The sequence below is a fragment of the Serratia microhaemolytica genome (genome assembly GCF_004011885.1).
In the GTDB taxonomy this organism is placed as follows: Bacteria; Pseudomonadota; Gammaproteobacteria; order Enterobacterales; family Enterobacteriaceae; genus Serratia_G; species Serratia_G microhaemolytica.
This window is the reverse complement of record NZ_SBEF01000002.1, coordinates 174078-198249: the sequence shown is the minus strand read 5'-3', so window position 1 is coordinate 198249 and position 24172 is coordinate 174078. Positions and strand designations below refer to the sequence as shown.

The window sequence follows — 24172 nt, the reverse complement described above, 5'->3', positions numbered from 1 at the left end:
TTACGTTATGTCGAAAACGAGAACGGATCTTATTAGTATCCTGCTCTCGGCAGCCGTTGCTGTAGCCGCCAGTTTAGGCTGCACAGCGGCTGTAGCGCTGGGCCTACAGGTCTCTCCCATTCTTGTTGAGTTGCCTGTTGGCAGTAAAGCGACCGAGTTATGGTTGGTTAATACCAGCGACCAAGCCATGCAAGCTCAGGTGCGCGTTTATCAGTGGGAGCAGAAGGAAGGAGTGAGTGTTTTGATACCCACTTCAGATCTGATTGTTAGTCCTCCAGTAGTAAAAATTGCTGCCAAGGGGGAACAGATGGTGCGTGTGATCCGTGGCAAAGGTGCCAGTGGCGCTACGTCGCCGGTGCTGGCATTCCGTTTACTGGTCAATGAGCTGCCACATACTGGGCAGAAAAAGAAGAGTGGCATCGATTTTGTGGTTGAGTATTCGGTACCGACGTTTGTCTATCAGCAACCGGCAGACAAATTGCAACCGCAGGTCAATCTGTCGATGGTGCGCCAAGGCAACAAAGTCAAGGTGGCTGCTAACAACAACGGTGATCTGTACGGCAAGTTGTCACAAGTTCACTTTGTTGACAAGCAGGGCAAGCGCACCACATTAGCTGATGGTTTACTCGGTTACGTGTTACCACAACGAGAAGCTCGCTGGGATATCAAACAGGCACCGAATGTGTTTGCACAGGGTGGCACAATGGAGCTGTTACTCAATGGTAAAACCTACACCCAAGCCATTCCACCGCTCAGTCGTTAACCGTTGGCAAGTTGTTCTGGGGGTGGCAGGGTGTTTTTTGCTTGCCCCTCTGTTATTGCCAACGACTAACGCAGAAGTACTGACTACCCGTGATAAATATCAGATTGACGCAACCCCTGAATTGTACCTTGAGGTGACACTCAATGGTGTGGTGCGTGGTTTTTATCCGTTCGAGCTGCGTGATACTGCACTGTGGGTAGAGCCTGCTACCCTGCAAGAGATTGGCCTGAAACAGATCCCGGCAATTATGTCAAAAGTGAACCTGATGAGCTTGGGCGGGGTAACGGTTGATTATCAGGAACAACTGCAACAGGTACACCTGATGGTCAGCGACGAGCAGGCAGATCTGGAGCGTAATGTTTTTACCAATATTGAGAATGAGCGCCACCCGGCCAACAGTGGCAGTGGTGTGTTGCTCAATTATGAAGCTTTTGCCCGACGTGATCGCAACACGCATAGTGCCAGCCTGTTTAGTGAGCTACGTGCTTTTGGTGGCTGGGGCACATTGAGTAATACGTTGTTAAACCGCTGGAATGATGACGAACAGTCCGATTTTGATACTATTCGCCTGGATACACTGTTCAGCCGCTCCTGGCAGCAGCAGATGATCACACTACAGGCCGGGGATAGCACCACCGGTAGCTTGGCATGGTCACGCAGCACGCGGTTTGGCGGGCTACAGTTGCGGCGCAATTTTGATCTCTATCCCCATATGGCCACTACGCCACTGCTGGAGTTTTTCGGCAGTACCGTGACGCCATCGAATATTGATTTGCTGATTGATGGTAGCAGACAATACAGCACCGATATTCCTGCCGGTCCGTTTATGGTGAGTACCCTGCCGAGGATCAATGGCTATGGCAATGCAGAATTGGTGGTGACTGATGCATTGGGCCAGAGCAGAACCCTGCAGATCTCTATTTTTCATGCCCCAGCGTTGTTGAAGCAGGGTTTGGCGGACTGGAGCCTGGATATTGGTAAGGTTAGGCTGGATTATGGTACAAAATCATTCTCTTATGGTAAGGATCTGTTGGTTAGCAGCAAGTTACGCTATGGTGTTAACTCCCGGTTAACGTTAGAGAGCCAGCTAGAGGCGATTGACGGCTTGTTTAAAGCCGGTGTCGGTATGGTGGCTGTTCCCCATCCACGTCTCGGGGTGTTCTCCGGTTCCTATGCGCACAGCCGCTATAACAATAAAATTGGTGAGCAAAAAAGCATTGGTTATCAGTGGGGAAGCCGTTATTTCAACCTGGGAGGTTCGGTCACTATCGCCAATCGCGACTATCGTGACATTCCGGCACTCTATGGTTCGGCACCGATCAGGAAAACCGAGCAACTTTTTTTCGGTACCCATTTAGGGCGAGTCGGCAGTCTGTCGCTGAACTATATTGCGCGCAAACCGTTTGATCAGGCTGCAACACGGTTTATTAATGTTTCTTGGATGAAGAATCTATCGAAAGATATTGCACTGCACGCGCTGTTTAATCGCAACCTAGATAATCATGATGATTACTCGGTCTATTTTAGTGTCAGCGTGACACCCAGAGAACGGGTGAATGTCACTGCCAGCAGCACCTATCGCCGAAGTGGTGTGGTGAGCGCGCTCACTGCCTCACGCCAGGCACCTTCAGATGGCGGGGTAACCTGGCGTGCCAGTGTGGTTTCGCAGAAGGGTGAACAGACCGCACAGGCCGATATTGAGTATTTGAGCCAATACGCCACGCTGAGTGCCGGAGCCAATACACAGTCGAGCTACTACTTCGGTGGACGTGGTGCGCTGGTGTTGATGAATAGGCAGACTTTTTTCACCAAACCACTCAGTGAAGCGTTTGCGGTGGTCTCTACCAGCGGTGTGCCAGATGTTCCGGTGTTGCTGGAAAATCGCCTAGTGGGGAAAACCGATAAGAGCGGTCATTTGCTGATCTCGCCGCTCTACTCCTACCAAAAAAATAAGCTGGCGATTGATAGCCTGGCGCTACCGTCGGGTTATGAAGTGGATCACATCAAGGCGGTGGCGGTGCCAGGTGACCGGATGGGCAGTTATGTCCACTTTCCGATCAAGCCCGCTTATTCGGTGAACGTGATGCTGGTGGATCAATATGATAAGCCACTGCCTATCGGTAGTGAGGTGTTTATCAAGGGGCAAAGCGAACCCTATATTGTCGGTTTTGAAGGTATCGTCTATCTGGAGGAACTGCCGGACAACCCGGAACTGGAAGTGCGTCTGCCCAGTAAATCAGACCAGAGTGAGCAGGTGGTCTGTTACGCCAAACTGGCGTACCGCGCCGATGAAGAGAATATTATCACCGCGCCAAAAACCCAGTGTATGCCACGCTAGCCATCTGCTAAGGAGAAAGCCATGTTAGCCCGCTACTTATCTGCAATAAAAATCATGCTGTTACCGGCATTGGCAACCTGTGCCCTGCTGTTGGGGCAGCACGCAATGGCCGCATCGGTCAGTTGCCAAGCGAGTATGACCGATGTCAATTTTGGTGTGGTTGATTTCTTGCACGCCACCGCACCAGCCAGCAATACCGGTACGTTGAGTTATCAATGTACCAACCACTCCAGTACGACGCAGTATGTTAATGCCTGTTTTTATCTGGATAATGCCCCACTGGCCAGTGCGCCGTGGTTAGCGATGCACCATCAGTCGGGAGCTAAGATGTTATTTAGGCTGAAGAACGGTGCAAGCGGTGAGTATTGGGGCAGTCGAGCAGCACAGCTACCGCTGCGGGTGGCGTTGACGCTCTCGGCGCAGCGTACCGTCAATAGTAACCTGTCGATCCGTGGTGAGTTGGCAGCGGAACAGAAAAGTCTGCCTGCTGGCAGCTATCTGTTGGCTTTTAATGGTGAAAGTTCCAGTATTACCTGGTCGGAAAGCCCATTAACCATGCCGAGTAACTGTGCCGAGCAGAGCGGCGCTCAGGCGATTAACTTTGTTGCCAGCGCTGGCATCGATAAATCGTGCCGCATTTTTGCACAAGAGCTTGATTTTGGTGATATCACCATGTTCGAAAACCGCAATGTTGATGCGCAAAGTAACATTAGCGTTGAGTGTACCAGCGACACGCAATACAACATTGCGCTGCGCTCGATCAGTGAACAGAGTGGGCAGTTCTTCTATCTCTATCCATTAAGCGGGCCAGATAACGTGAAAATTGGCTATATGCTGTATCAGGATGCAGCGCGAACTTTGCTGTGGTCTGATCGCACCAACGCCAAATCAGCGATTGGCACCGGTAGTGTACAGTTACACCCAGTCTATGGCCGCCTGGCGGCTGGGCAGGCGACCTACGCTCGCCCGGGTGTATACCAAGATACCGTGATTGTGACATTGAGTTTTTAACGCTGTGCTCAATCGGTGCGCTATTGCCGGTGATGGCTAGTCAACAATCCGTTGCGGATGGGTAAATACCGTTGCGCGCCCCGGTTTAGTAAAGCCGACCAGTGTGAGTTGGCAGCGCTCGGCAATCTCTACCGCTAGCGAAGTGGCAGCAGAGACGGCAAACAGCATCTCAACGCCACACATCGCGGCCTTCTGTACCATTTCGTAGCTGGCACGGCTGGAAACCAGCAGTGCCCCGGCCTGCCATTGCTGTTTGGCACGTACACCGAGCAGTTTATCCAGTGCCACGTGGCGGCCAATATCTTCACATCCGCCCAGCAGTTGCCCTTGTGGCGACAGCCAGCCAGCGGCGTGTGTGCAGCCGGTCAACTCACCAATCGGTTGCAACTGGCGCAACTGTGGCAGTGCCTGATCGAGTTGGGCAACCGAAAAGCGCTGACTAAATGGCAGCGGTGTCACGTTGCGGAAAATATCGGCCAACTGTTCGACCCCGCACACGCCACAACCGGTACGCCCCGCCATTGCACGCCGCCGCGCCTTCAATGCGCTGAAACGACGGCTGGAGAGTTCAATTTGCAGCTCGATCCCTTGGCAGTTTGGCTGAATCTCGATCGAGTAGATATCGCTAGGCGCAGCAATAATCCCTTCTGACAGTGAAAATCCGAGTGCAAAAGCGGTCAGATCTTTCGGCGTACACATCATCACCACATGCGAAATGCCGTTGTAAACCAGCGCCACCGGCACCTCTTCTGCCAGATGATCCTGCTGCTGTTGTTGCAACTGGCCGCGCTGATAGACTGGCGTCTCTACGACGCCTGTGATCGGGCTCACATTTATCACTGTTTGTTGGTCTGATTTATTCACGCCATCCACACCTGTTTGTAACAACACATTGCCGCCTATGATATCATCCGCCTTCCACGTTACTTCAAGATGGCGGGCAGCGGCAACTGTATCACTGCTGGGGTGCCTACGGGCAACTAAAAGATGGTCGTTACTGCGATAGCCTGATACTGTGACAGTGCGGCAGTCAACGCTGTGCGGTCATGGTAGTGTATTGAAATATGATGGCACTGGAAGCGGACAGCCGTTTGGCTGAGCTAACATAATAATGAGCAACCTTGACGCTTAGCACTGAAAATGGGCTAGGCATCGTTTGCAACAATGTGACAACACGAGAGAAAGGAGACCCCATGCAGGTCAGCAGAAGGCAGTTCTTTAAGATCTGCGCTGGCGGTATGGCAGGAACCACGGTAGCTGCGCTGGGTTTTAACCCGACAGTCGCGCTAGCGGAAACGCGCCAATATAAACTGTTGCGCGCCCGCGAAACCCGCAATACCTGCACTTACTGTTCCGTCGGCTGTGGGCTGTTGATGTACAGCCTAGGAGATGGCGCGAAAAACGCCAAAGAGAGTATTTTCCACATTGAAGGGGATCCTGATCATCCGGTCAACCGTGGCGCACTGTGTCCAAAAGGTGCCGGACTGCTGGATTTCATCCACAGCGAAAGCCGCCTTCAATATCCAGAGTATCGTGCCCCAGGTTCTAACACCTGGCAGCGCATCAGTTGGGATGAGGCGTTTACCCGCATTGCCAAACTGATGAAGCAGGATCGCGATGCCAACTTTATCAAAACCAACCCACAGGGCGTCACGGTTAACCGCTGGTTAACTACCGGGATGTTGTGTGCTTCTGCTTCCAGCAATGAGAGCGGATTTCTGACACAGAAATTTAGCCGCGCTCTCGGGATGCTGGCAGTTGATAACCAAGCGCGTGTCTGACACGGACCAACGGTAGCAAGTCTTGCTCCAACATTTGGTCGCGGTGCGATGACCAACCACTGGGTTGATATCAAAAATGCCGATCTGGTTGTTGTTATGGGTGGAAATGCGGCAGAGGCGCATCCGGTGGGGTTCCGCTGGGCGATGGAAGCCAAAATTCACAACAACGCCAAACTGATCGTTATTGATCCACGCTTTACCCGTACTGCTGCGGTGGCCGACTTTTACGCGCCGATCCGCTCAGGTACTGACATCGCCTTCCTCTCTGGCGTGTTGCTCTACCTGATCAATAACAACAAGATTAACCGCGAATATGTCAATGCCTACACCAACGCCAGCCTGCTGGTGCGTGATGACTTCAGTTTTGAAGATGGGCTGTTCAGCGGCTATGACGCGGAAAACCGCCACTACGACAAAACCAGTTGGAACTACCAGTTGGATGAAAACGGCTTTGCCAAGCGTGATCCTAGCCTGCAGCATCCGCGCTGTGTCTGGAATCTGCTCAAGCAGCATGTTAGCCGTTATACGCCAGAGGTGGTGACCAATATCTGCGGTACACCTACTGAGGATTTCCTGAAGGTTTGTGACTATATTGCGCAGACCAGCAGCCCGGATAAAACCACCTCTTTCCTGTATGCACTTGGCTGGACACAACACTCGGTTGGCGCGCAGAACATCCGCACCATGGCGATGATCCAACTGCTGCTGGGCAATATGGGGATGGCTGGTGGTGGTGTCAACGCGTTGCGTGGTCACTCCAATATTCAGGGCTTGACTGACCTTGGCCTGCTTTCCCAGAGCTTGCCGGGTTATCTGTCGCTGCCTTCTGATAAACAGCCGGATCTGGCCAGCTATCTTCAGGCCAACACGCCGAAACCACTGCTGCCAGGCCAGGTAAACTATTGGGGTAACTACCCGAAATTCTTTGTCAGCCTGATGAAGACCTTCTTTGGCGATAAGGCACAGAAACAGAATGACTGGGGATTCGACTGGTTGCCGAAGTGGGATAAGGGCTACGACGTATTGCAGTTCTTTGAAATGATGTCGCAAGGGCAGGTTAATGGCTATATCTGCCAGGGCTTTAACCCAGTGGCATCATTCCCGAATAAAAACAAGGTAATAGCTTCTCTTTCCAAGCTGAAATTCCTGGTCACCATTGACCCGTTGAATACTGAAACTGCCACGTTCTGGCAGAATCACGGCGAAGAGAATGATGTCGATCCTGCCAGCATTCAGACCGAAGTGTTCCGGCTGCCTTCTACCTGTTTTGCCGAAGAGAATGGTTCAATCGTCAACTCCGGGCGCTGGTTACAGTGGCACTGGAAAGGGGCGGATGCACCCGGCGAAGCACTGAATGATGGCGAGATCCTGGCGGGTATCTTCCTGCGCCTGCGTGAGATGTATCGCCAGCAGGGCGGTGCCGTGCCAGAACCCGTGCTGAATATGAGCTGGGATTATACCGATCCTGCCAATCCATCCTCGGAAGAAGTCGCACGTGAAAGCAACGGGCGTGCATTGAGTAATCTGCTTGATGCTAACGGTAATCTGTTGGTGAGAAAAGGCGAGCAACTGAGCACTTTTGCCCATCTGCGTGATGATGGTAGCACTGCCAGCGGCTGCTGGATCTTTACCGGTAGCTGGACACCGCAGGGCAACCAGACCGCACGCCGCGATAACGCCGATCCTTCCGGCTTGGGTAACACCCTTGGCTGGGGCTGGGCTTGGCCGCTTAACCGTCGCATTCTCTATAACCGCGCTTCGGCCGATCCTGCCGGTAAGCCGTGGGATGCGAAACGCCAGTTGGTCGCCTGGGATGGTAGCAAATGGAGCGGGGCTGATATTCCTGACTATGGTAATGCGGCACCAGGCAGTGATGTCGGGCCATTTATCATGCAACCGGAAGGAATGGGGCGGCTGTTTGCCATCAATAAAATGGCTGAAGGGCCGTTCCCGGAGCACTATGAGCCGTTCGAAACGCCGATCAGCACCAACCCATTGCACCCTAATGTGGTTTCTAACCCGGCAGCCAGAGTGTTTGCCGATGATTTGGCCAGCATGGGCAGTGCCGAGCAGTTCCCGTATGTCGGTACTACTTACCGTTTGACTGAGCATTTCCACTACTGGACCAAACATGCGCTGCTAAACGCGATTATGCAGCCAGAGCAGTTTGTTGAAATTGGTGCTCAATTGGCCGAGAAGAAAGGCATTAACAATGGCGATAAAGTGAAAGTCAGCTCCAATCGTGGCTACATTAAGGCACGCGCAGTGGTGACCAAACGTATCCGCACCTTGCAGGTTAATGGGCAAGAGGTGGAGACCATCGGCATTCCGATCCACTGGGGTTATCTCGGTGTGGCACAGAAGGGTTTTATCGCCAACACGCTAACGCCATTTGTCGGTGATGCCAATACGCAAACGCCAGAGTTCAAAGCGTTCTTGGTCAACGTGGAAAAGGTGTAACGGAGACGAATTATGACGATGCAATCTCAAGACATTATTCGTAAATCCGCGACCAATGGCTTAACACCGGCAGCGAAAGCACGTAACCACCAGGAAGAGGTCGCCAAGCTGATAGATGTCACCACCTGTATCGGCTGCAAAGCCTGTCAGGTGGCCTGTTCTGAATGGAACGACATTCGCGACGAAGTGGGCCATAACGTCGGGGTTTACGACAATCCAGCCGATCTTACTGCCAAATCTTGGACAGTGATGCGCTTCTCTGAAGTGGAAGAGCACGGCAAACTGGAGTGGTTGATCCGCAAAGATGGTTGTATGCACTGTGCTGATCCAGGCTGCTTAAAAGCGTGCCCGGCAGAAGGTGCCATCATCCAGTATGCTAACGGTATCGTTGACTTTCAGTCTGAGCACTGTATTGGCTGTGGCTACTGCATTGCTGGCTGTCCATTTAACGTGCCGCGCATCAACAAAGAGGACAACCGGGCGTATAAATGCACCCTGTGTGTTGATCGGGTTAATGTTGGCCAGGAGCCAGCCTGCGTGAAAACCTGCCCGACTGGCGCGATCCACTTTGGTACCAAAGAGGCGATGAAAGAGCTTGCCGCAGAGCGTGTCACTGAGTTACAGGGACGAGGTTACCAGAATGCCGGGCTGTATGATCCTGCTGGGGTTGGTGGCACACATGTGATGTATGTCTTGCATCATGCGAATAAGCCGCAGCTCTATCACGGCTTGCCAGATAACCCGACCATCAGCCCAGCGATCACCTTCTGGAAAGGCGTCTGGAAACCCTTGGCCGCAGTCGGTTTTGCTGCCACCTTTGCCGCTACTGTGTTCCACTACATCGGCATCGGCCCAAATCGGGTGGAAGAAGAGCAGCAAGATGAGGAGACGCACAAATGAGGAAGGAAAAACCTATTCAGCGCTATAACGCACTGGAGCGGATCAACCACTGGATTGTGGCATTCTGCTTTATGTTGGCGGCGATCAGCGGGTTGGGATTCTTCTTCCCCTCGTTTAACTGGTTGATGAACATTTTCGGCACCCCACAACTGGCGCGTATTCTGCACCCGTTTGTTGGTGTGGTGATGTTCGTTGCATTTCTGCGCATGTTCCAGCGTTACTGGCGGCATAACCTGATCAACCGGGACGACATACTGTGGGCGAAGAATATTCACCGTGTCACACTGAAAGAGGAGTTTGGTGATACAGGGCGTTATAACTTCGGGCAGAAAATGGTGTTCTGGCTGGCGATATTCAGCCTGCTATTGCTGCTGGCAAGTGGTGTAGTGATTTGGCGCCCCTACTTTGCCGATGCCTTCTCGATCCCGATGATCCGCATTGCCTTGCTGGTACACTCAGTGTCGGCAATGGTGTTGATCCTGACTATCATGATCCACGTCTATGCGGCATTCTGGGTGAAAGGCACCATCACCGCGATGGTTGAGGGCTGGGTCTCTGCCGCTTGGGCGAAGAAGCACCATCCTCGCTGGTATCGTGAACAGCGCCAAAAACAACAGGAAGAAGAACCCTGATGAGTATCCGCATCGTTCCTCAACAGCAGTTAGGGGCATTGCGCGAGAAGCACAACACGGCGGATAACATTCCGCCGTTACTTTTCGCCAATTTGAAAAGCCTTTATCGCCGTCGTGCAGAGCGGCTGGGGCAGTTAGCGACCAGCAATAGCTTTGGCGACTATCTCCGTTTTGCCGCTGAAATCGCTCAAGCACAGCATAACGTCTGTCATGATCATCCACTGATGGTTGATCTGACGACAGTATTGGCGCAAAGCGCTGAAAGTGGTAAACCGCCACTGGATGTGCTCAGTTACCTACGCAGTGAACATTGGCAGCAGTTACTGATGGCGTTGATCGCTGAACTGAAGCCACAGGCAAGCGAAACGGTGTTGGCGGTACTGGAAAACCTGGAAAAAATGTCCCAGCATCAGCGTGAGCAGTTGGCTAACGCGCTGCTTAACGGTGAATTTGCCAGTGTCGGCAGCGATCAAGCCCCGTTTATCTGGGCGGCGTTATCGTTGTATTGGGCGCAATTGGCCAGTCAAATCCCCGGTAAAGCGCACGCTGAGTATGGTGAGCAGCGCCAATTTTGCCCGGTTTGTGGCAGTGCGCCGGTCGCTAGCGTGGTGCACTTGAGCAGTAGCAATGGGTTGCGCTATCTGCATTGTAGCCTGTGTGAAAGTGAGTGGCATGTGGTACGGGTTAAGTGCAGCAACTGCGAGCAGACACGTGATCTCAACTACTGGTCATTAGAGAGTGAACAGGCGGCAGTAAAAGCAGAGAGCTGTGGCGATTGTGGCAGTTATCTGAAGATCCTCTACCAGGAAAAAGATCCCCAACTTGAAGTGGTCGCGGATGATCTGGCGTCGCTGATCCTCGACGCCAAAATGGAGCAACAGGGTTTTGCCCGTTCAGCGGTAAATCCTTTCCTGTTTCCTGGCGAGTAAATCTGACTGCTGTGCCGCGCACTGGTTGGCGGCACAGCAACTATTGAGGCTAGCGGGTGACAACCGAAAGTAGCGCATGAGCTTGGTAGTCTCGCTGTGCGACATTCGGCTCGACGCATAAACGGAATGAGAGTGGCTGTTGCCAGGTTTGTTGCCTGCCTGGTGCCAGGGTACCAAGTTCGCGCGGAGTGCCATCAAATAGAATGTCATCACTGCCTGTTGTACCACAGGGTGGCGCAAGCGTAGACCAACTCCCAGCTATTGTTAACTTCTTGTCGCTCTCTGACACGCCCAGCAAACGAGTATTATCACTGATGCCGCTTGAAGCACCGGCTGCTTCCATACTGAGTTGGACGGTGATCCCCTGCAAAGAATTACCATCGTCTTGACAGTGGGTAGTGGTCAAGATGGTGGCGGTTGGGTTGAAGTTCGATAACTCGACAGAACCAGGGGCAGAAAGCGTGCAAGAGAAGTTGGTGGCGACAATATTAATCCGATCGACAATCATCACAACATTATTACCGCTACTGTTGGCAGAAAAAGAACCGAGATAGATCGGCTTGGTATAGTATCTGCCTGGTGCCAAGTTTGTTGCATCAACAAAAAATCTGAAAGCTGGATCATACAGGAACGCATTCGGCTGGGTGGCATCCCATATGGCAGGGAACAGATTGGGGCAGTAGATATGCCGAGGTGTAATTCCGCTGGTGCCATCTGGATCGGACTCAAATTTATCCAATGTCTGATTGAAGATAGCAGTGATTTTCCAAGTGCCTTTGTGAAAAGTAACGAGGCTAATAGTTCTACCTGCAGGGTATGTGCCACCCTCAGCAATAGTTCGCTGCCATATGGTTAGCGAACTAGGAAGTATTACTGATCGGGTGTTATTGCCGTTGCTGTCTAGTATTGGAAAACCGTACACACCACTGGAGCCTTTGATCGCCTCTGTAGTGGTGGTGCAACCGGTTGTGGACTGGGTGATTGCGGCGATACCATGCTCTCTGACATAAGTGGAGCTACCCATCAGTGGTGCGGGCCCAGCAGCAAATGAGATACGTTCCGAGGAGCCGAGTATACCGGTTTTATTACCTGGGATCACAATAGTTGGGCTGGCGGCGGCGTTGGCTCGGTTGAGCAAAACGCAGGTGGCTATTAAGGTAACTATCAGTATCAACTGACTCAGCATTAGCCAATGCGGTATCAACAGACGGTATCGGTTACCAACCGCAGATAGCCACAGGCTAAACACGGGTTGGCTTTTTCTTTGCTGATTGGAAAATTTCCCCAGCTGAATCGAAATATGACTATGCAGTTGCTGACTGTTTTTTTTACGATGACTTGTTACTCTTTTCGCTATCCTACAATCGGTTATATTCACTTATTTACTCCTTAATTAAGATCATCTACCACTGTATTGATGTCTTGTTGTATTCCATCCTAGCGGTAACCAGATTGGCCTGATTGTGTCACTGCATGTCCTTTGCTGATAGTTCCCTGAGTTGTTTTTATGAATTTCAATTAAATAGAGGATAAAATTGATTTTCGTTTATATTACTTTTTTCCCTAAGCTGGCTTATTTTAGATGATTAAATTTATAAATCTAGTTGATGCTCAAAAACAGAGCAATAGACTATTAAAATCAAATTAAATTTATTTAATGAAACAAAAAACCATAATATAAAGAATATTCAGTAAAATATTTTACTAAAAAGTATTACAACTATATAAATAGTAGTATTGGTGTTGTCGAGGGCGGACTGTGGGTACAGATGAACGGATTGGTTATATATTATTCGGTATTGCTGGTTAATTATACTAATAATAATTAAATTTTCGATGAAAATATCGTTGAAAAGTGAGTGGCTGCAATAGTCACTACCAGGGCACGATCAACAACGTTTTTTAACCAAAAACAGCATTTGACCTGAGCACGTATTGATGTTTTTCCCCTTATCAAAGCAAAAGCATTGTCTCGCTCCTCCCCCTGCAAAGGGGGAGGCTGGGAGGGGGTATTTCAAAATAATCAAATGCGTTAAAACCCCGCACTAATCATCCTCTTATTAAGGGGAGGGAACTACCTGGCTCGTCGTATTGTGGCACAGAACAAACTTTAGTTAATAATCGATTAAAAAACGTTCATGCGTTTGCCCTGGGTATGTGCTAGCCAGCAAACCAAGCCGTGATGCAATCAACCGATGATGCTGTACCATGCACTATTTGCCATCGCGTTTGGTTGGAAAGTCATAAAAATTGTTTTTTAACAGCAAGATGTGGTGATATCTCTCACTGTGAGCATGATTGAAATTGATCGCTGTGAGCTGAATCACTTTTTTTACCCCTGTTATCAAATAACGTTACTGTTCATTAAAAAGTCGCTATACCTTTATAAAAGTGTCACAAAATCGTTCCATTATGTAGCCTGATTCAGGATCTATGCCAATCGGTGCCACCAACGCAACCAGTCTGGAGCGCGTACTGAAACCGCAGAGTTGCAGTGTGGCTGACGGTATCGCGCGCTGAACCAAGACATGGCGGTTGAGGTGTCACTGATTGGATCGGTTCTGACAGTGCAGCCCAGACCATCGGAGGGGGTTTATGTTATCTATTTTCAAGCCAGCGGCGCACATTTCTCGTTTACCACTGGATCGGGTCGATCCGCTTTATCGCCAGCTACGTTGGCAGATTTTTATCGGAATTTTCTTCGGCTATGCCGCTTATTATCTGGTGCGTAAAAATTTTGCGCTGGCGATCCCGTCGCTGATCGAACAGGGGTTCAGTCGCGGTGATTTAGGCTTTGCGCTCTCAGGCATTTCGATCGCTTACGGGTTTTCCAAATTTATTATGGGATCGGTTTCTGATCGCTCCAATCCGCGCTTTTTCTTGCCAGCAGGTTTGATCCTGGCCTCATTGGTGATGCTGTTGATGGGTTTTGTGCCTTGGGCAACCTCCAGTATCTCAATAATGTTTGTGCTGCTATTTGTCTGTGGTTGGTTTCAGGGTATGGGCTGGCCACCCTGTGGCAGAACAATGGTGCATTGGTGGTCGCAGAAGGAGCGCGGTGCGATTGTTTCAGTGTGGAATTGTGCTCACAACGTCGGTGGCGGGTTGCCGCCGCTGCTGTTCCTGCTGGGTATGGCTTGGTTTAACGATTGGCACGCAGCGTTCTATATGCCGGCATTTGCTGCCATTTTAGTTGCGTTATTTGCCTTTTTGCTGATGCGTGATACGCCGCAATCGTGTGGGTTACCGCCGATCGAAGAGTATAAAAATGATTATCCGGATGATTACAGCGCCAAGGCAGAGCAGGAACTGACGGCCAAACAGATCTTCATGCAGTATGTGTTACCGAATAAACTGCTGTGGTACATCGCATTTGCCAACGTGTTCGTCTATCTGCTGCGTTATGGCATTCTCGACTGGTCACCGACCTATCTGAAAGAGGTGAAACACTTCACGCTGGATAAATCCTCTTGGGCTTACTTCCTCTATGAGTATGCCGGCATTCCCGGCACCTTAATCTGTGGCTGGATGTCGGACAAAGTGTTCAAAGGCAACCGGGGAGCAACAGGGGTGTTTTTTATGCTGTTGGTGACTATTGCCACCACGGTTTACTGGCTAAACCCGGCAGGCAATCCCGGTATTGATATGGCTTGTATGATCGTCATCGGTTTTCTGATTTATGGCCCAGTGATGCTGATTGGGCTGCACGCACTGGAATTGGTCTCGAAAAAAGCGGCTGGCACTGCGGCAGGTTTTACCGGTTTATTCGGTTATCTGGGCGGTTCCGTGGCTGCCAGTGCGATAGTGGGTTATACCGTGGATCACTTTGGTTGGGATGGCGGTTTTATCATGATGATTGGCGGCGGTATTGCAGCGGTGATACTGCTGCTGCTGACAATGATCAGTGAACGTAAGCATCATGCTGACCGTGCTCAGGTGTCGTGATCCACATACGGTTTTTTAACGTATCAATGGAGAACAGTAGAATGCAGACACAACGTAACATCCTGTTAGCAGGGATTGTTGTTGCCACTTCGTTATTCAGTGCCGCTCAGGCGGCAGACAAGTTGGTGATCGCGCATCGCGGCGCCAGCGGTTATCTCCCGGAGCATACGTTGCCGGCTAAAGCGATGGCGTTTGCTATGGGGGCTGACTATCTGGAACAGGATGTGGTGATGACCAAGGACGATAAATTGATCGTATTGCACGATCACTACCTTGACCGGGTTACTGATGTGGCACAGAAATTCCCACATCGTCACCGTCGGGATGGTCGTTACTATGCACTCGATTTTACTCTGGACGAGATCAAGACACTTCGTTTTACTGAGGAGTTTCGGATTGAAAATGGTCGGCAGCAGCAGAAGTTTGCCAACCGCTTCCCAATGTGGAAATCCGAATTTCGGATCCACACCTTACAGGATGAAATCGAGATGATTCAGGGAATGAATCACTCTACGGGTCGAGATGTGGGTATCTATGTCGAGACAAAAGCACCGTGGCTGCATAAATTGGAAGGTAAGGATATCTCCAAGGCCGTGCTGGAGGTGCTCAGAGATTACGGTTACACCAAAAAGACCGACAAAGTCTATTTTCAGAGTTTTGATGCGCCCGATCTGGAGCGGGTCAAGAAAGAACTGCTGCCAGCAATGAACATGAACATTAAGCTGATCCAGCTCATCACCAATAGTGACGATCAGAAAGTGATTGAAACTATGGTGATCCATCCTGATGGCAGTCTGACACCTTACAGCTACAGTTGGATGTTGCAGCCGGGAGCTGCGGCCAAGTTAAGCGAATATGTTGATGGCATTGGTCCGTGGTATCCAATGGTGGTGCAGAGCAGTTCTCCGTCTGGGCGAGTTGAACTCACCACACTGGCGAAAGAGGCGAAACGGCAGGGTTTGCAGATCCACCCTTATACCTTCCGTGCTGATCCGGGGCAGTTGCCTAGCTATGCGCGAGACTTCGATGAGATGTTGCGGATCTTCTATATTGAAGCGGATGTTGATGGCCTGTTCACCGATTTTCCAGACAAGAGCGTACAGTTCCTGCAAAAAAACAGACTGCATCGCTAATGTTTGCCAAGCTAGCCTGATGGCTGATTGCATCAGTAGCGAAGAGTAGCCAATCACTTCATTGACACATGAGTGCCGGTTGAACACCGGTGCTCATCTCTGTCCGCCAGAGGCATCCGCATGCTATCAACCCGTCGACACGATCACGCGACCAACAGTGTAACTGGCCAATCGCATCATGGTTTACTGATCCATGCTGAGTGGGATTTGCAGTAACTGTGCAATCAACAGTTGCTGTTCACTGTGCTGCCGCCAGACGGCATACAGCGGCCGGACGATGGGTGGGGTATTGTTCACCATGATCAGTGTTGGGTAGCTTGCCTGCCACTGTGCGGGCAAAAAGGCACATCCTGGTGTTGTCTCCAATAGTTGGCAGGTCAAATGGGCGGAAGTTGTGGTGAGTATCGGTTGAGTGTCGCGTGCCAGCCTTTCTCGTTCCTGTTGATGGAAGTCCGCTCCCCACTCCAGCTTGATGTAAGGCAGCAATAGCTGCGAGTTAGCGTGTGGAGAGGCAAACAGACGCAGCGTGAAATCGCCGAGTCGCTGGCTCTCCAACTCATCCATTTTGGGCGGCTCGGTGGTGATCAGCAGATCCAGCTCTCTTTCGTGCAACTGTTTTACCAGCGCATGACGCGGCGCAATGCGCGCCTCAAGTTGCAAACCGGGCTGATGCTGATAAAGTTTTGTTAACCAAGGTGTTAAATAGGCCTCCCATAGCGAGGCCGCAGCACCAATCATCAGTTGATTACGTTGTGCCGATCGCACGACTTCTTTTTTTGCCTGCTGCCAAATATTGATCAGATCCTCTGCATAGGGCAGCAGTTTTTCGCCGGCAGCGGTCAGGCGAATATTGTTGCGATGACGGGTAAATAAATTGGCATTAAGTTGATTTTCAAGCTGGCGGATACGAAAGCTAACGGCTGATTGTGTTAAGTAAAGGGATTCTGCAGCACGGCCAAAATGGCGGGTTTTACTGACTTCCAGGAAGGTTTTCAGCAATTCAGTGTCCACTTTGATCTCCAAAAAATTTTATTGATAGGATTTAAATGTTTTGTTTTACACAATCGCAAGCCTGTCTAATACTCCGCGCCATAGACTGCATCACCATAAAAAGAATTAGGAGCTTGTCAGATGGCAGATAGCTTCAGCACAAACCATCGTTTTTTCGATAACAAACACTATCCGCGCGGGTTCTCCCGGCACGGTGATTTCACCATTAAAGAAGCGCAATTGCTAGAGCGCTTTGGCTATGCTTTCAATGAACTGGATTCAGGCAAACGCCAGCCAGCTACCGAAGAGGAACTGCTGTTCCTGGCGGTGTGCCGTGGCGAGCGTGAAGCAGTGACTGAACAGGAGAAAGTATGGTCGAAATATCTGCAGCGCACTCGCAAGCCAAAGAAATTCCACACCCTGTCGGGTGGTAAACCACAGGCTGATGCGGTAGAAGACTACACAGAAAGCGACGATTAGGCCATTACTAGCAAACTTGGTTTGCCGTAGTGGTGTTACTTCGCCGTTGTCCGCAGGGGCTTAACGCGGTGCTGGTTATTTGCACGGCAAATTGTCCCTGCCGTTTTTTCTGCCTTGTTTGTATACCGTTATCTTCACTGCGTTGTTTATAAATATGTTTTATCGCAACGCGTTTGCGCACTCCTGTTACAGCGTTACAGCGGTGCGCTGTGCCGTTTGTGTTGCTAGGCATAGCGGCAATAGATTGACTGCGTGAATTACTGTAGGTTTCTATGCAGTTGCAGTAGTAGCCGATCCATACTGCGATAGCCAAGCGCTTCGCTCAGGTGCTGTTTGTCGATTGTCGCTTCGCCGTTCAGATCGGCCAGTGTTCGTGCGACTTTCAGAATGCGGTGCCAGGCACGCACCGATAACCCCAGTTTATTCAGCGTTTTTTCCAGAAATTCAGCCTGATCCGATGGCAGATGACAGTCGCGATCAACCTCGCGTTTGTTCAGCACGGCATTCAATTTACCGGCGCGGCTGAGTTGCCGATCTCGTGCCAGCAGCACACGCTGGCGCACTTGCTGGCTACTTTCGCCATTGCTGGTTTGCTGGCTTAGCATGCCCAGTGGCAGTAGCGGCACTTCGATTGACAGATCAAACCGATCGAGAAATGGCCCAGACAGCCGGCTCAGATAACGTAAAATCTGCTGTGGTGGGGTGCGATTGTGTACCCCCTGATAGTGTCCGGTCGGGCTAGGATTCATCGCGGCAATCAATTGCACTCGGGCGGGAAAGCGCACTTTGGCGCTGGCACGTGAGATGATGATCTCGCCAGATTCCAGTGGTTCACGCAGGGCATCCAGCACGCGGCGCTCAAACTCCGGCAACTCGTCGAGAAACAGCACTCCATTATGTGCCAGTGAAATTTCGCCAGGGCGTGGTAATGAACCGCCACCGACCAGTGCCGCCATTGAGGCACTATGGTGCGGAGCACGAAACGGGCGCTGTCGCCACGGCAGTGTCTCATCCGGGTGGTGCAACAGACTGGCTACGGCGACGCTCTCTAGTGCTTCGGCATCACTGAGTGGCGGCAACAGGCTGTTTAGCCTGCTGGCCAGCATTGTTTTGCCGGTGCCGGGTGGGCCAAGTAGCAGCAAGTTGTGGCCGCCTGCTGCGGCGATCTCCAGCGCGCGTTTCGCCTGTTGCTGGCCAATCACATCCTGTAGATCACCACTATCAGTGTTGTGATCGGTTGCCGGCGGCATCACAGCTTGCGGCAGTTCACCCTGCCCCTGCAAGAAGTGACAGACATCAAGCAGATGTTCTGCGGTGCGCGCGCTGCTGTTTGGCAGTAATCCTGCCTCTTGACCATTGGCTGCGGGCAGGATCAGTTGGCGTTCTGCCTGATGGGCAGCAATAGCGGCCGGAATGGCGCCATAAACCGCTCTTACTGCACCGGAGAGCGCCAGCTCTCCGAGAAATTCGTACTTAACCAATTGCTCGGCCGGTAACTGCTCTGAGGCAGCCAGGATCGCAATCGCGATCGGTAGATCATAGCGGCCACCCTCTTTGGGCAGATCTGCCGGTGCCAGATTAACGGTGATGCGTTTGGCGGGGAAAGTGAAGCCATTATTGATCAATGCACTGCGTACCCGATCGCGCGCTTCTTTAACGGTCGCTTCAGGCAAGCCAACCAGTGTCAGGCCGGGTAAGCCATTGCTGATATGTACCTCTACCATAACTGAAGGGGCCTGAACACCGATCAGTGCTCGGGTGTAGATAACCGCCAGTGACATAATATTCTCCTTGCTGAGGTCACTATTGTGCGTGATAAAGCACCTGATGGCGGCGAAACAATTGGCAGTTTGCGAAGTGCTCGCCAGTAAAAGTGCGCTTGTTGCAGTGGTTACTTGCTGGATTGCGAAGTCGTGAGGGATCGGCGGCACAATCCGTTGTGAGCCGGATGAGATAAGTGTTGGCCGGCGGTGGTGCTCAATCGCACTGCGGCTAGCATTTGTGGATGCCGATTGCCAGCCGCCCATCACGTGCAGTCAGTTGCCTGCATAATCGCAGGCGGGTTTAATCGCGTTTTAGCGGCTGAGGTGCCTTGTTCAGTTTCTCAGTTTCAGGTTAGATTAACCGCCGCTAGGCTGTTGAGTGGCGCAGGTTGCCGGATAGCAACAGCGATGTTTATTGGCAGGGTGTCTATTTAATACTAGGTTTCTATTTAACGGTCAGATCGCCGTGTGGTTATTGAGCAGAAAGTTTTGACCGATGGCTTATCAGTCAGCCGGGCAGTAACAGACTGATTTGAGGATAAGATATGTTATTTTTGCGCAACAAAACGCTGTTCTCGGTGCTTAACCCCAGTGTCAGCTTTGGGCGATTGTTGTTTCAGCGTATTGATCAGAATGGCTTAACCAAATTGGCAGGTCACTTGGCTTATGTCTCTCTGCTTTCGCTGGTGCCGTTGGTGACGGTGGTATTTGCGCTGTTCTCTGCGTTCCCGATGTTTACTGACATCAGTATCCAGCTAAAGAACTTTGTGTTTGCCAATTTGATCCCGGCAGCAGGCAATGTGATCCAGCAGCATTTGGAGGAGTTTGTCGCCAATTCGAATAAAATGACTGCGTTGGGGATCTGTGGCTTGATTGTCACTGCGCTGCTGTTGATGTCTTCGGTTGATAGCGTGCTGAATACCATTTGGCGCAGTAAAAACAAGCGCTCGCTGGTGTTTTCGTTTGCCGTTTACTGGATGGTGTTGACGTTAGGGCCGCTGCTGGTGGGTGCCAGTATGGCGATCAGTTCTTATCTGTTGTCATTGAACTGGTTGACTGAGAGCGGTGTCAGTGGCTTTTTTGATGAGGTCTTGCGCTTCTTCCCGCTGATTTTATCCTGTTTTTCGTTCTGGTTGCTTTACAGTGTGGTGCCCACGGTGAGTGTGCCGACCAGGGATGCGCTAGTGGGGGCATTGGTGGCTGGGGTACTGTTTGAACTGGGTAAGAAGGGATTTGCACTCTACGTCACTATGTTCCCTTCTTATCAGTTGATTTACGGGGTATTAGCGGTGATCCCGATGCTGTTTATCTGGGTTTACTGGAGCTGGTGTATTGTGTTGCTTGGCGCAGAGATCACCGCCACTTTAGGTGATTACCGGCTACAGCGGCGGCAAATACAGCACCAGGAGGCGCCATGATTGCGCTGATCCAGCGTGTCAGTTGTGCCAGCGTTACCGTCGACGGTGACTTGGTGGGGCAGATTGCTAGCGGGTTGCTGGTGCTGTTGGGGGTTGAGCAGCAGGATAATGCCCAGAAAGCGCAGCGCTTGGCACAACGGGTGCTTGGTTATCGGGTGTTTAGCGATCAGGATGGCAAAATGAACCTGAACTTACAGCAAAGTGGCGGCAGTCTGCTGGTTGTTTCGCAATTCACCTTGGTAGCGGATACCCAAAAGGGGATGCGTCCCAGTTTTTCGCGTGGGGCGGCACCTGCTGAGGCTCAGCAGTGGTATCACTGCTTTGTTGAGCAGTGCCGTCAGCAGGGCGTTCATACTGAAACCGGCAAATTTGCCGCCGATATGCAGGTGGCGTTGGTTAACGATGGGCCGGTGACTTTCTGGTTACAGGTGTGATCACAAACCGCCGCTGAGATTGTGGCTTCTGGGCTTAAGTGATGTCGTCGCTTTTCGCCGCCAGCAACCATGGCAAATGGTCGTGGTTGCGATATTTGTTGTCGGATCTTGGCTGTATATCTGGCGTCCAACGGGTATACTGCCCTACTCTATTTCATCCACTTGTACCGTGTGCGAACTCAACATGCAAAAGTTTGATACCAAGACCTTTCAGGGGCTGATCCTGACACTGCAAGATTATTGGGCACGCCAGGGTTGCACCATTGTGCAGCCGCTGGATATGGAAGTTGGTGCGGGAACCTCTCACCCAATGACCTGCCTACGTGCGCTAGGCCCAGAGCCAATGGCCGCTGCTTATGTGCAACCTTCGCGCCGCCCAACCGATGGCCGTTACGGCGAAAACCCTAACCGGTTGCAACATTATTATCAGTTTCAGGTGGTGATCAAACCTTCACCAGCAAACATGCAGGAGCTCTATCTTGGCTCGCTGAAGGAGCTGGGGTTAGATCCGGCGATCCACGATATCCGGTTTGTTGAAGACAACTGGGAGAACCCGACACTGGGTGCCTGGGGGCTGGGTTGGGAAGTGTGGTTAAACGGCATGGAAGTGACACAGTTTACCTATTTCCAACAGGTGGGTGGTTTGGAGTGTAAGCCGGTAACCGGCGAGATCACCTACGGGTTAGAGCGTCTGGCAATGTACATTCAGGGCGTTGATAGCGTTTATGATCTGGTGTGGAGCAATGGGCCGCTGGGTATCACGACCTATGGTGATGTGTTCCATCAAAATGAGGTTGAGCAATCAACCTACAATTTTGAATATGCTGATGTTGATTTCCTGTTCACCTGTTTTGAACAGTATGAGAAAGAGGCGCAAACCTTACTGGCACTGGAGAAGCCGCTGCCGTTACCGGCCTATGAGCGCATTTTAAAAGCGGCTCATAGCTTTAATTTGCTCGATGCGCGTAAAGCGATCTCCATCACCGAGCGGCAGCGTTATATTCTGCGCATTCGCACACTGACCAAAGCGGTTGCTGAAGCTTACTATGCTTCGCGTGAAGCGCTCGGTTTTCCAATGTGTAATAACAAGTAAGGGGCAGCGATGACTGAACAAACTTTTCTGGTGGAGATTGGCACAGAAGAGCTGCCACCAAAGGCACTGCGTTCACTGGCCGAGGCATTTGCTGCCAATTTGACGCTTGAGCTTGATAACGCTGAACTGGCACATGGAGAGGTGAGCTGGTTTGCTGCACCACGTCGCCTGGCAGTAAAAGTGGCACAGTTAAGTGCCGCGCAGCCGGATCGCGAGGTTGAAAAGCGCGGCCCAGCAATCGCACAGGCGTTTGATGCCAATGGCCAGCCGAGTAAGGCGGCGGAAGGTTGGGCACGCGGTTGCGGTATCACCGTTGCACAGGCTGAGCGGTTAAAGACCGATAAAGGCGAGTGGTTGCTTTATCGCGCTCAAGTACAGGGGCAGACGGTACAGCAGTTGCTGGCACCGATGGTTAGTGCAGCACTGGCGAAGTTACCGATCCCTAAATTGATGCGCTGGAGCGATAAAGAGACACAATTTGTACGCCCGGTACATACCGTGACTATGCTGTTCGGTGATCAATTGATCCCTGGCACGGTGCTGGGTGTTGACGCTGCACGCACCGTGCGTGGGCACCGTTTTATCGGTGAGTCGCAGTTGCAGTTGGATCATGCTGATCACTATCCGCAACTGCTGCTGGAGCGTGGCAAGGTGGTGGCCGATTATGAAATGCGTAAAGCGTTAATCAAACGTGATGCCGAGCTGGCGGCACAGCGCATCGGCGGCCAGGCTGATCTCAGTGACAGTCTGCTGGAAGAGGTGACGTCACTGGTTGAGTGGCCGGTGGTGTTAACGGCGAAATTTGAAGAGAAATTCCTGGCCGTACCTGCGGAAGCGCTGGTACATACCATGAAGGGTGATCAGAAATATTTCCCAGTTTACGATGCGGCAGGCAACTTATTGCCACATTTTATTTTTGTCGCCAATATTGAGTCGCAAGATCCTCAGCAGATTATCTCTGGCAACGAGAAGGTTGTCCGTCCACGTCTGGCCGATGCAGAGTTTTTCTTCAATACCGATCGCAAACAGCGGCTGGAAGATCACTTACCGCGTCTCGAGACAGTGCTGTTCCAGCAACAGTTGGGAACACTGCGTGATAAGACTGACCGTATCCAAGCGATGGCCGGTTGGATTGCCGGGCAGATTGGCGCGGATGTTAACCATGCCTCCCGCGCCGGGCTGCTCTCTAAGTGTGATCTGATGACCAACATGGTGTTCGAATTCACCGAAACCCAAGGGGTGATGGGGATGCACTACGCGCGCCATGACGGTGAAGCGGAAGAGGTGGCACTGGCGCTTAATCAGCAATATCAACCGCGCTTTGCCGGTGATCAGTTGCCGCAATCGCCAGTAGCCTGTTCACTGGCAATTGCCGACAAGATGGACACCCTGGCGGGTATCTTCGGTATTGGTCAGCATCCGAAAGGGGATAAAGATCCGTTTGCGCTACGCCGTGCCGCACTGGGTGTGTTGCGTATTATCGTAGAGAAAGGTTTGCCGCTTGATCTGCAAACCCTAACCGAACAGGCCGTACGCCTTTACGGGCATAAACTGACCAACAATGAGGTCGTGACCGATGTGGTCGACTTTATGCTTGGTCGCTTCCGTGCCTGGTATCAAGAGCAGGGTCACGCAGTTGATACCATTCAGGCGGTATTGGCACGCAGGCCAACTAAACCTGCTGATTTCAATGCCCGGGTGCAGGCGGTCAGTCATTTCCGTGGCTTGGAGCAGGCAGCAGCGCTCGCCGCAGCCAATAAGCGCGTCTCTAATATTTTGGCCAAGGCGAATGACACACTGCTGGATCAGGTCAACAGTGCAGCATTGATCGAAGCCAGCGAGCGTAGTCTGGCTGAGCAGTTAGCGACATTGCAGCAGACGTTGGCTCCGTTATTTGCTGCTGGGCACTATCAGCAGGCGCTGGTTGAACTGGCGGCGTTGCGCGAGGGGGTGGATGCCTTCTTTGATAGCGTGATGGTGATGGCGGAAGATCCGGCGCTGCGGGTAAACCGCTTGACGTTGCTGAGTAAGTTGCGTGAGCTGTTCTTGCAGGTAGCGGATATTTCGCTGCTACAGATCGCGAGTCACTAGTCAGGTTGGTT

Annotated in this window: 18 protein-coding genes; 14 read left to right on the top strand and 4 right to left on the bottom strand. The window is 51.6% G+C overall.

Going from position 1 to position 24172, the window contains the following annotated elements; genetic code table 11:
• The first annotated feature begins 7 nt into the window (after positions 1–7).
• From EOJ37_RS02770 to EOJ37_RS02760, 3 genes are read left to right on the top strand one after another with little or no spacing between them, the layout of a single operon-like run.
• Positions 8–763, top strand: coding sequence for a fimbrial biogenesis chaperone (locus EOJ37_RS02770; RefSeq protein WP_127957551.1), 756 nt, complete (start codon positions 8–10; stop codon positions 761–763).
• Positions 720–3101 (top strand): fimbria/pilus outer membrane usher protein, encoded by a 2382-nt coding sequence (locus EOJ37_RS02765; protein ID WP_162473646.1) that lies wholly within the window; start codon positions 720–722, stop codon positions 3099–3101. The genes EOJ37_RS02770 and EOJ37_RS02765 overlap by 44 nt, the downstream gene beginning before the upstream one ends.
• A gap of 21 nt (positions 3102–3122) precedes the next feature.
• Positions 3123–4112: a Csu type fimbrial protein gene (locus EOJ37_RS02760; RefSeq protein ID WP_127957546.1), complete on the top strand. Its 990-nt coding sequence runs from the start codon at positions 3123–3125 to the stop codon at positions 4110–4112.
• A gap of 36 nt (positions 4113–4148) precedes the next feature.
• On the opposite strand, the gene fdhD is transcribed toward EOJ37_RS02760, so the two are convergent.
• The gene (fdhD, locus tag EOJ37_RS02755; RefSeq protein WP_420820613.1) at positions 4149–4934 is read right to left on the bottom strand and encodes a formate dehydrogenase accessory sulfurtransferase FdhD; all 786 of its coding nucleotides are present in this window, start codon (positions 4932–4934) and stop codon (positions 4149–4151) included.
• 371 nt (positions 4935–5305) lie between these two features.
• Here fdhD and fdnG point away from each other — a divergent pair, with 371 nt between their 5' ends.
• Genes fdnG through fdhE form a run of 4 tightly spaced genes read left to right on the top strand, consistent with a single transcriptional unit; the run spans position 5306 to position 10814 of the window.
• A complete protein-coding gene (fdnG, locus tag EOJ37_RS02750) occupies positions 5306–8353 on the top strand; it encodes a formate dehydrogenase-N subunit alpha (RefSeq protein ID WP_127957540.1) in 3048 nt (1015 codons plus the stop codon).
• 12 nt (positions 8354–8365) lie between these two features.
• Positions 8366–9253: a formate dehydrogenase subunit beta gene (fdxH, locus tag EOJ37_RS02745; protein ID WP_127957537.1), complete on the top strand. Its 888-nt coding sequence runs from the start codon at positions 8366–8368 to the stop codon at positions 9251–9253.
• A complete protein-coding gene (gene fdoI, locus EOJ37_RS02740; RefSeq protein ID WP_127957534.1) occupies positions 9250–9885 on the top strand; it encodes a formate dehydrogenase cytochrome b556 subunit in 636 nt (211 codons plus the stop codon). Before fdxH ends, fdoI begins: the two co-directional genes overlap by 4 nt.
• Entirely contained in the window at positions 9885–10814 is a 930-nt protein-coding gene (gene fdhE, locus EOJ37_RS02735) for a formate dehydrogenase accessory protein FdhE (RefSeq protein WP_127957530.1), read from the top strand. The genes fdoI and fdhE overlap by 1 nt, the downstream gene beginning before the upstream one ends.
• 49 nt (positions 10815–10863) lie before the next feature.
• On the opposite strand, the gene EOJ37_RS02730 is transcribed toward fdhE, so the two are convergent.
• Positions 10864–12063, bottom strand: coding sequence for a hypothetical protein (locus EOJ37_RS02730; protein ID WP_206194010.1), 1200 nt, complete (start codon positions 12061–12063; stop codon positions 10864–10866).
• 1346 nt (positions 12064–13409) lie between these two features.
• Between EOJ37_RS02730 and glpT the strand changes: the two genes are divergently transcribed.
• A complete protein-coding gene (gene glpT / locus EOJ37_RS02725) occupies positions 13410–14759 on the top strand; it encodes a glycerol-3-phosphate transporter (RefSeq protein ID WP_127957524.1) in 1350 nt (449 codons plus the stop codon).
• A 41-nt stretch (positions 14760–14800) separates the two neighbouring features.
• Positions 14801–15892, top strand: coding sequence for a glycerophosphodiester phosphodiesterase (glpQ, locus tag EOJ37_RS02720; RefSeq protein WP_127957520.1), 1092 nt, complete (start codon positions 14801–14803; stop codon positions 15890–15892).
• 183 nt (positions 15893–16075) lie between these two features.
• On the opposite strand, the gene hdfR is transcribed toward glpQ, so the two are convergent.
• On the bottom strand, positions 16076–16903 hold the full coding sequence (gene hdfR / locus EOJ37_RS02715) for an HTH-type transcriptional regulator HdfR (RefSeq protein WP_127957517.1): 828 nt from the start codon (positions 16901–16903) through the stop codon (positions 16076–16078).
• 120 nt (positions 16904–17023) lie between these two features.
• On the opposite strand from hdfR, the gene EOJ37_RS02710 reads away from it, so the two are divergent.
• Positions 17024–17362: a MaoP family protein gene (locus tag EOJ37_RS02710; RefSeq protein WP_127957514.1), complete on the top strand. Its 339-nt coding sequence runs from the start codon at positions 17024–17026 to the stop codon at positions 17360–17362.
• Between the two features lie 257 nt (positions 17363–17619).
• On the opposite strand, the gene EOJ37_RS02705 is transcribed toward EOJ37_RS02710, so the two are convergent.
• A complete protein-coding gene (locus EOJ37_RS02705; protein ID WP_127957511.1) occupies positions 17620–19143 on the bottom strand; it encodes a YifB family Mg chelatase-like AAA ATPase in 1524 nt (507 codons plus the stop codon).
• 527 nt (positions 19144–19670) lie between these two features.
• Here EOJ37_RS02705 and EOJ37_RS02700 point away from each other — a divergent pair.
• From EOJ37_RS02700 to glyS, 4 genes are all read left to right on the top strand, one after another.
• A complete protein-coding gene (locus EOJ37_RS02700; protein WP_127957508.1) occupies positions 19671–20543 on the top strand; it encodes a virulence factor BrkB family protein in 873 nt (290 codons plus the stop codon).
• Positions 20540–20977: a D-aminoacyl-tRNA deacylase gene (dtd, locus tag EOJ37_RS02695; RefSeq protein ID WP_127957505.1), complete on the top strand. Its 438-nt coding sequence runs from the start codon at positions 20540–20542 to the stop codon at positions 20975–20977. The genes EOJ37_RS02700 and dtd overlap by 4 nt, the downstream gene beginning before the upstream one ends.
• A gap of 184 nt (positions 20978–21161) precedes the next feature.
• Positions 21162–22070, top strand: coding sequence for a glycine--tRNA ligase subunit alpha (gene glyQ, locus EOJ37_RS02690; RefSeq protein WP_127957502.1), 909 nt, complete (start codon positions 21162–21164; stop codon positions 22068–22070).
• A gap of 9 nt (positions 22071–22079) precedes the next feature.
• Positions 22080–24161: a glycine--tRNA ligase subunit beta gene (glyS, locus tag EOJ37_RS02685; protein WP_127957499.1), complete on the top strand. Its 2082-nt coding sequence runs from the start codon at positions 22080–22082 to the stop codon at positions 24159–24161.
• The last annotated feature ends 11 nt before the right edge of the window (positions 24162–24172 follow it).

Excerpts from the sequence above, each read along its gene's own strand:
- EOJ37_RS02705 (WP_127957511.1), bottom strand. The coding sequence starts at position 19,143 with ATGTCACTGGCGGTTATCTACACCCGAGCACTGATCGGTGTTCAGGCC.
- glpQ (WP_127957520.1), top strand. The coding sequence starts at position 14,801 with ATGCAGACACAACGTAACATCCTGTTAGCAGGGATTGTTGTTGCCACT.
- EOJ37_RS02700 (WP_127957508.1), top strand. The coding sequence starts at position 19,671 with ATGTTATTTTTGCGCAACAAAACGCTGTTCTCGGTGCTTAACCCCAGT.
- glyQ (WP_127957502.1), top strand. The coding sequence starts at position 21,162 with ATGCAAAAGTTTGATACCAAGACCTTTCAGGGGCTGATCCTGACACTG.
- fdhE (WP_127957530.1), top strand. The coding sequence starts at position 9,885 with ATGAGTATCCGCATCGTTCCTCAACAGCAGTTAGGGGCATTGCGCGAG.
- glpT (WP_127957524.1), top strand. The coding sequence starts at position 13,410 with ATGTTATCTATTTTCAAGCCAGCGGCGCACATTTCTCGTTTACCACTG.
- fdxH (WP_127957537.1), top strand. The coding sequence starts at position 8,366 with ATGACGATGCAATCTCAAGACATTATTCGTAAATCCGCGACCAATGGC.
- EOJ37_RS02760 (WP_127957546.1), top strand. The coding sequence starts at position 3,123 with ATGTTAGCCCGCTACTTATCTGCAATAAAAATCATGCTGTTACCGGCA.
- dtd (WP_127957505.1), top strand. The coding sequence starts at position 20,540 with ATGATTGCGCTGATCCAGCGTGTCAGTTGTGCCAGCGTTACCGTCGAC.
- fdoI (WP_127957534.1), top strand. The coding sequence starts at position 9,250 with ATGAGGAAGGAAAAACCTATTCAGCGCTATAACGCACTGGAGCGGATC.
- EOJ37_RS02710 (WP_127957514.1), top strand. The coding sequence starts at position 17,024 with ATGGCAGATAGCTTCAGCACAAACCATCGTTTTTTCGATAACAAACAC.
- EOJ37_RS02770 (WP_127957551.1), top strand. The coding sequence starts at position 8 with ATGTCGAAAACGAGAACGGATCTTATTAGTATCCTGCTCTCGGCAGCC.
- glyS (WP_127957499.1), top strand. The coding sequence starts at position 22,080 with ATGACTGAACAAACTTTTCTGGTGGAGATTGGCACAGAAGAGCTGCCA.
- EOJ37_RS02765 (WP_162473646.1), top strand. The coding sequence starts at position 720 with ATGGTAAAACCTACACCCAAGCCATTCCACCGCTCAGTCGTTAACCGT.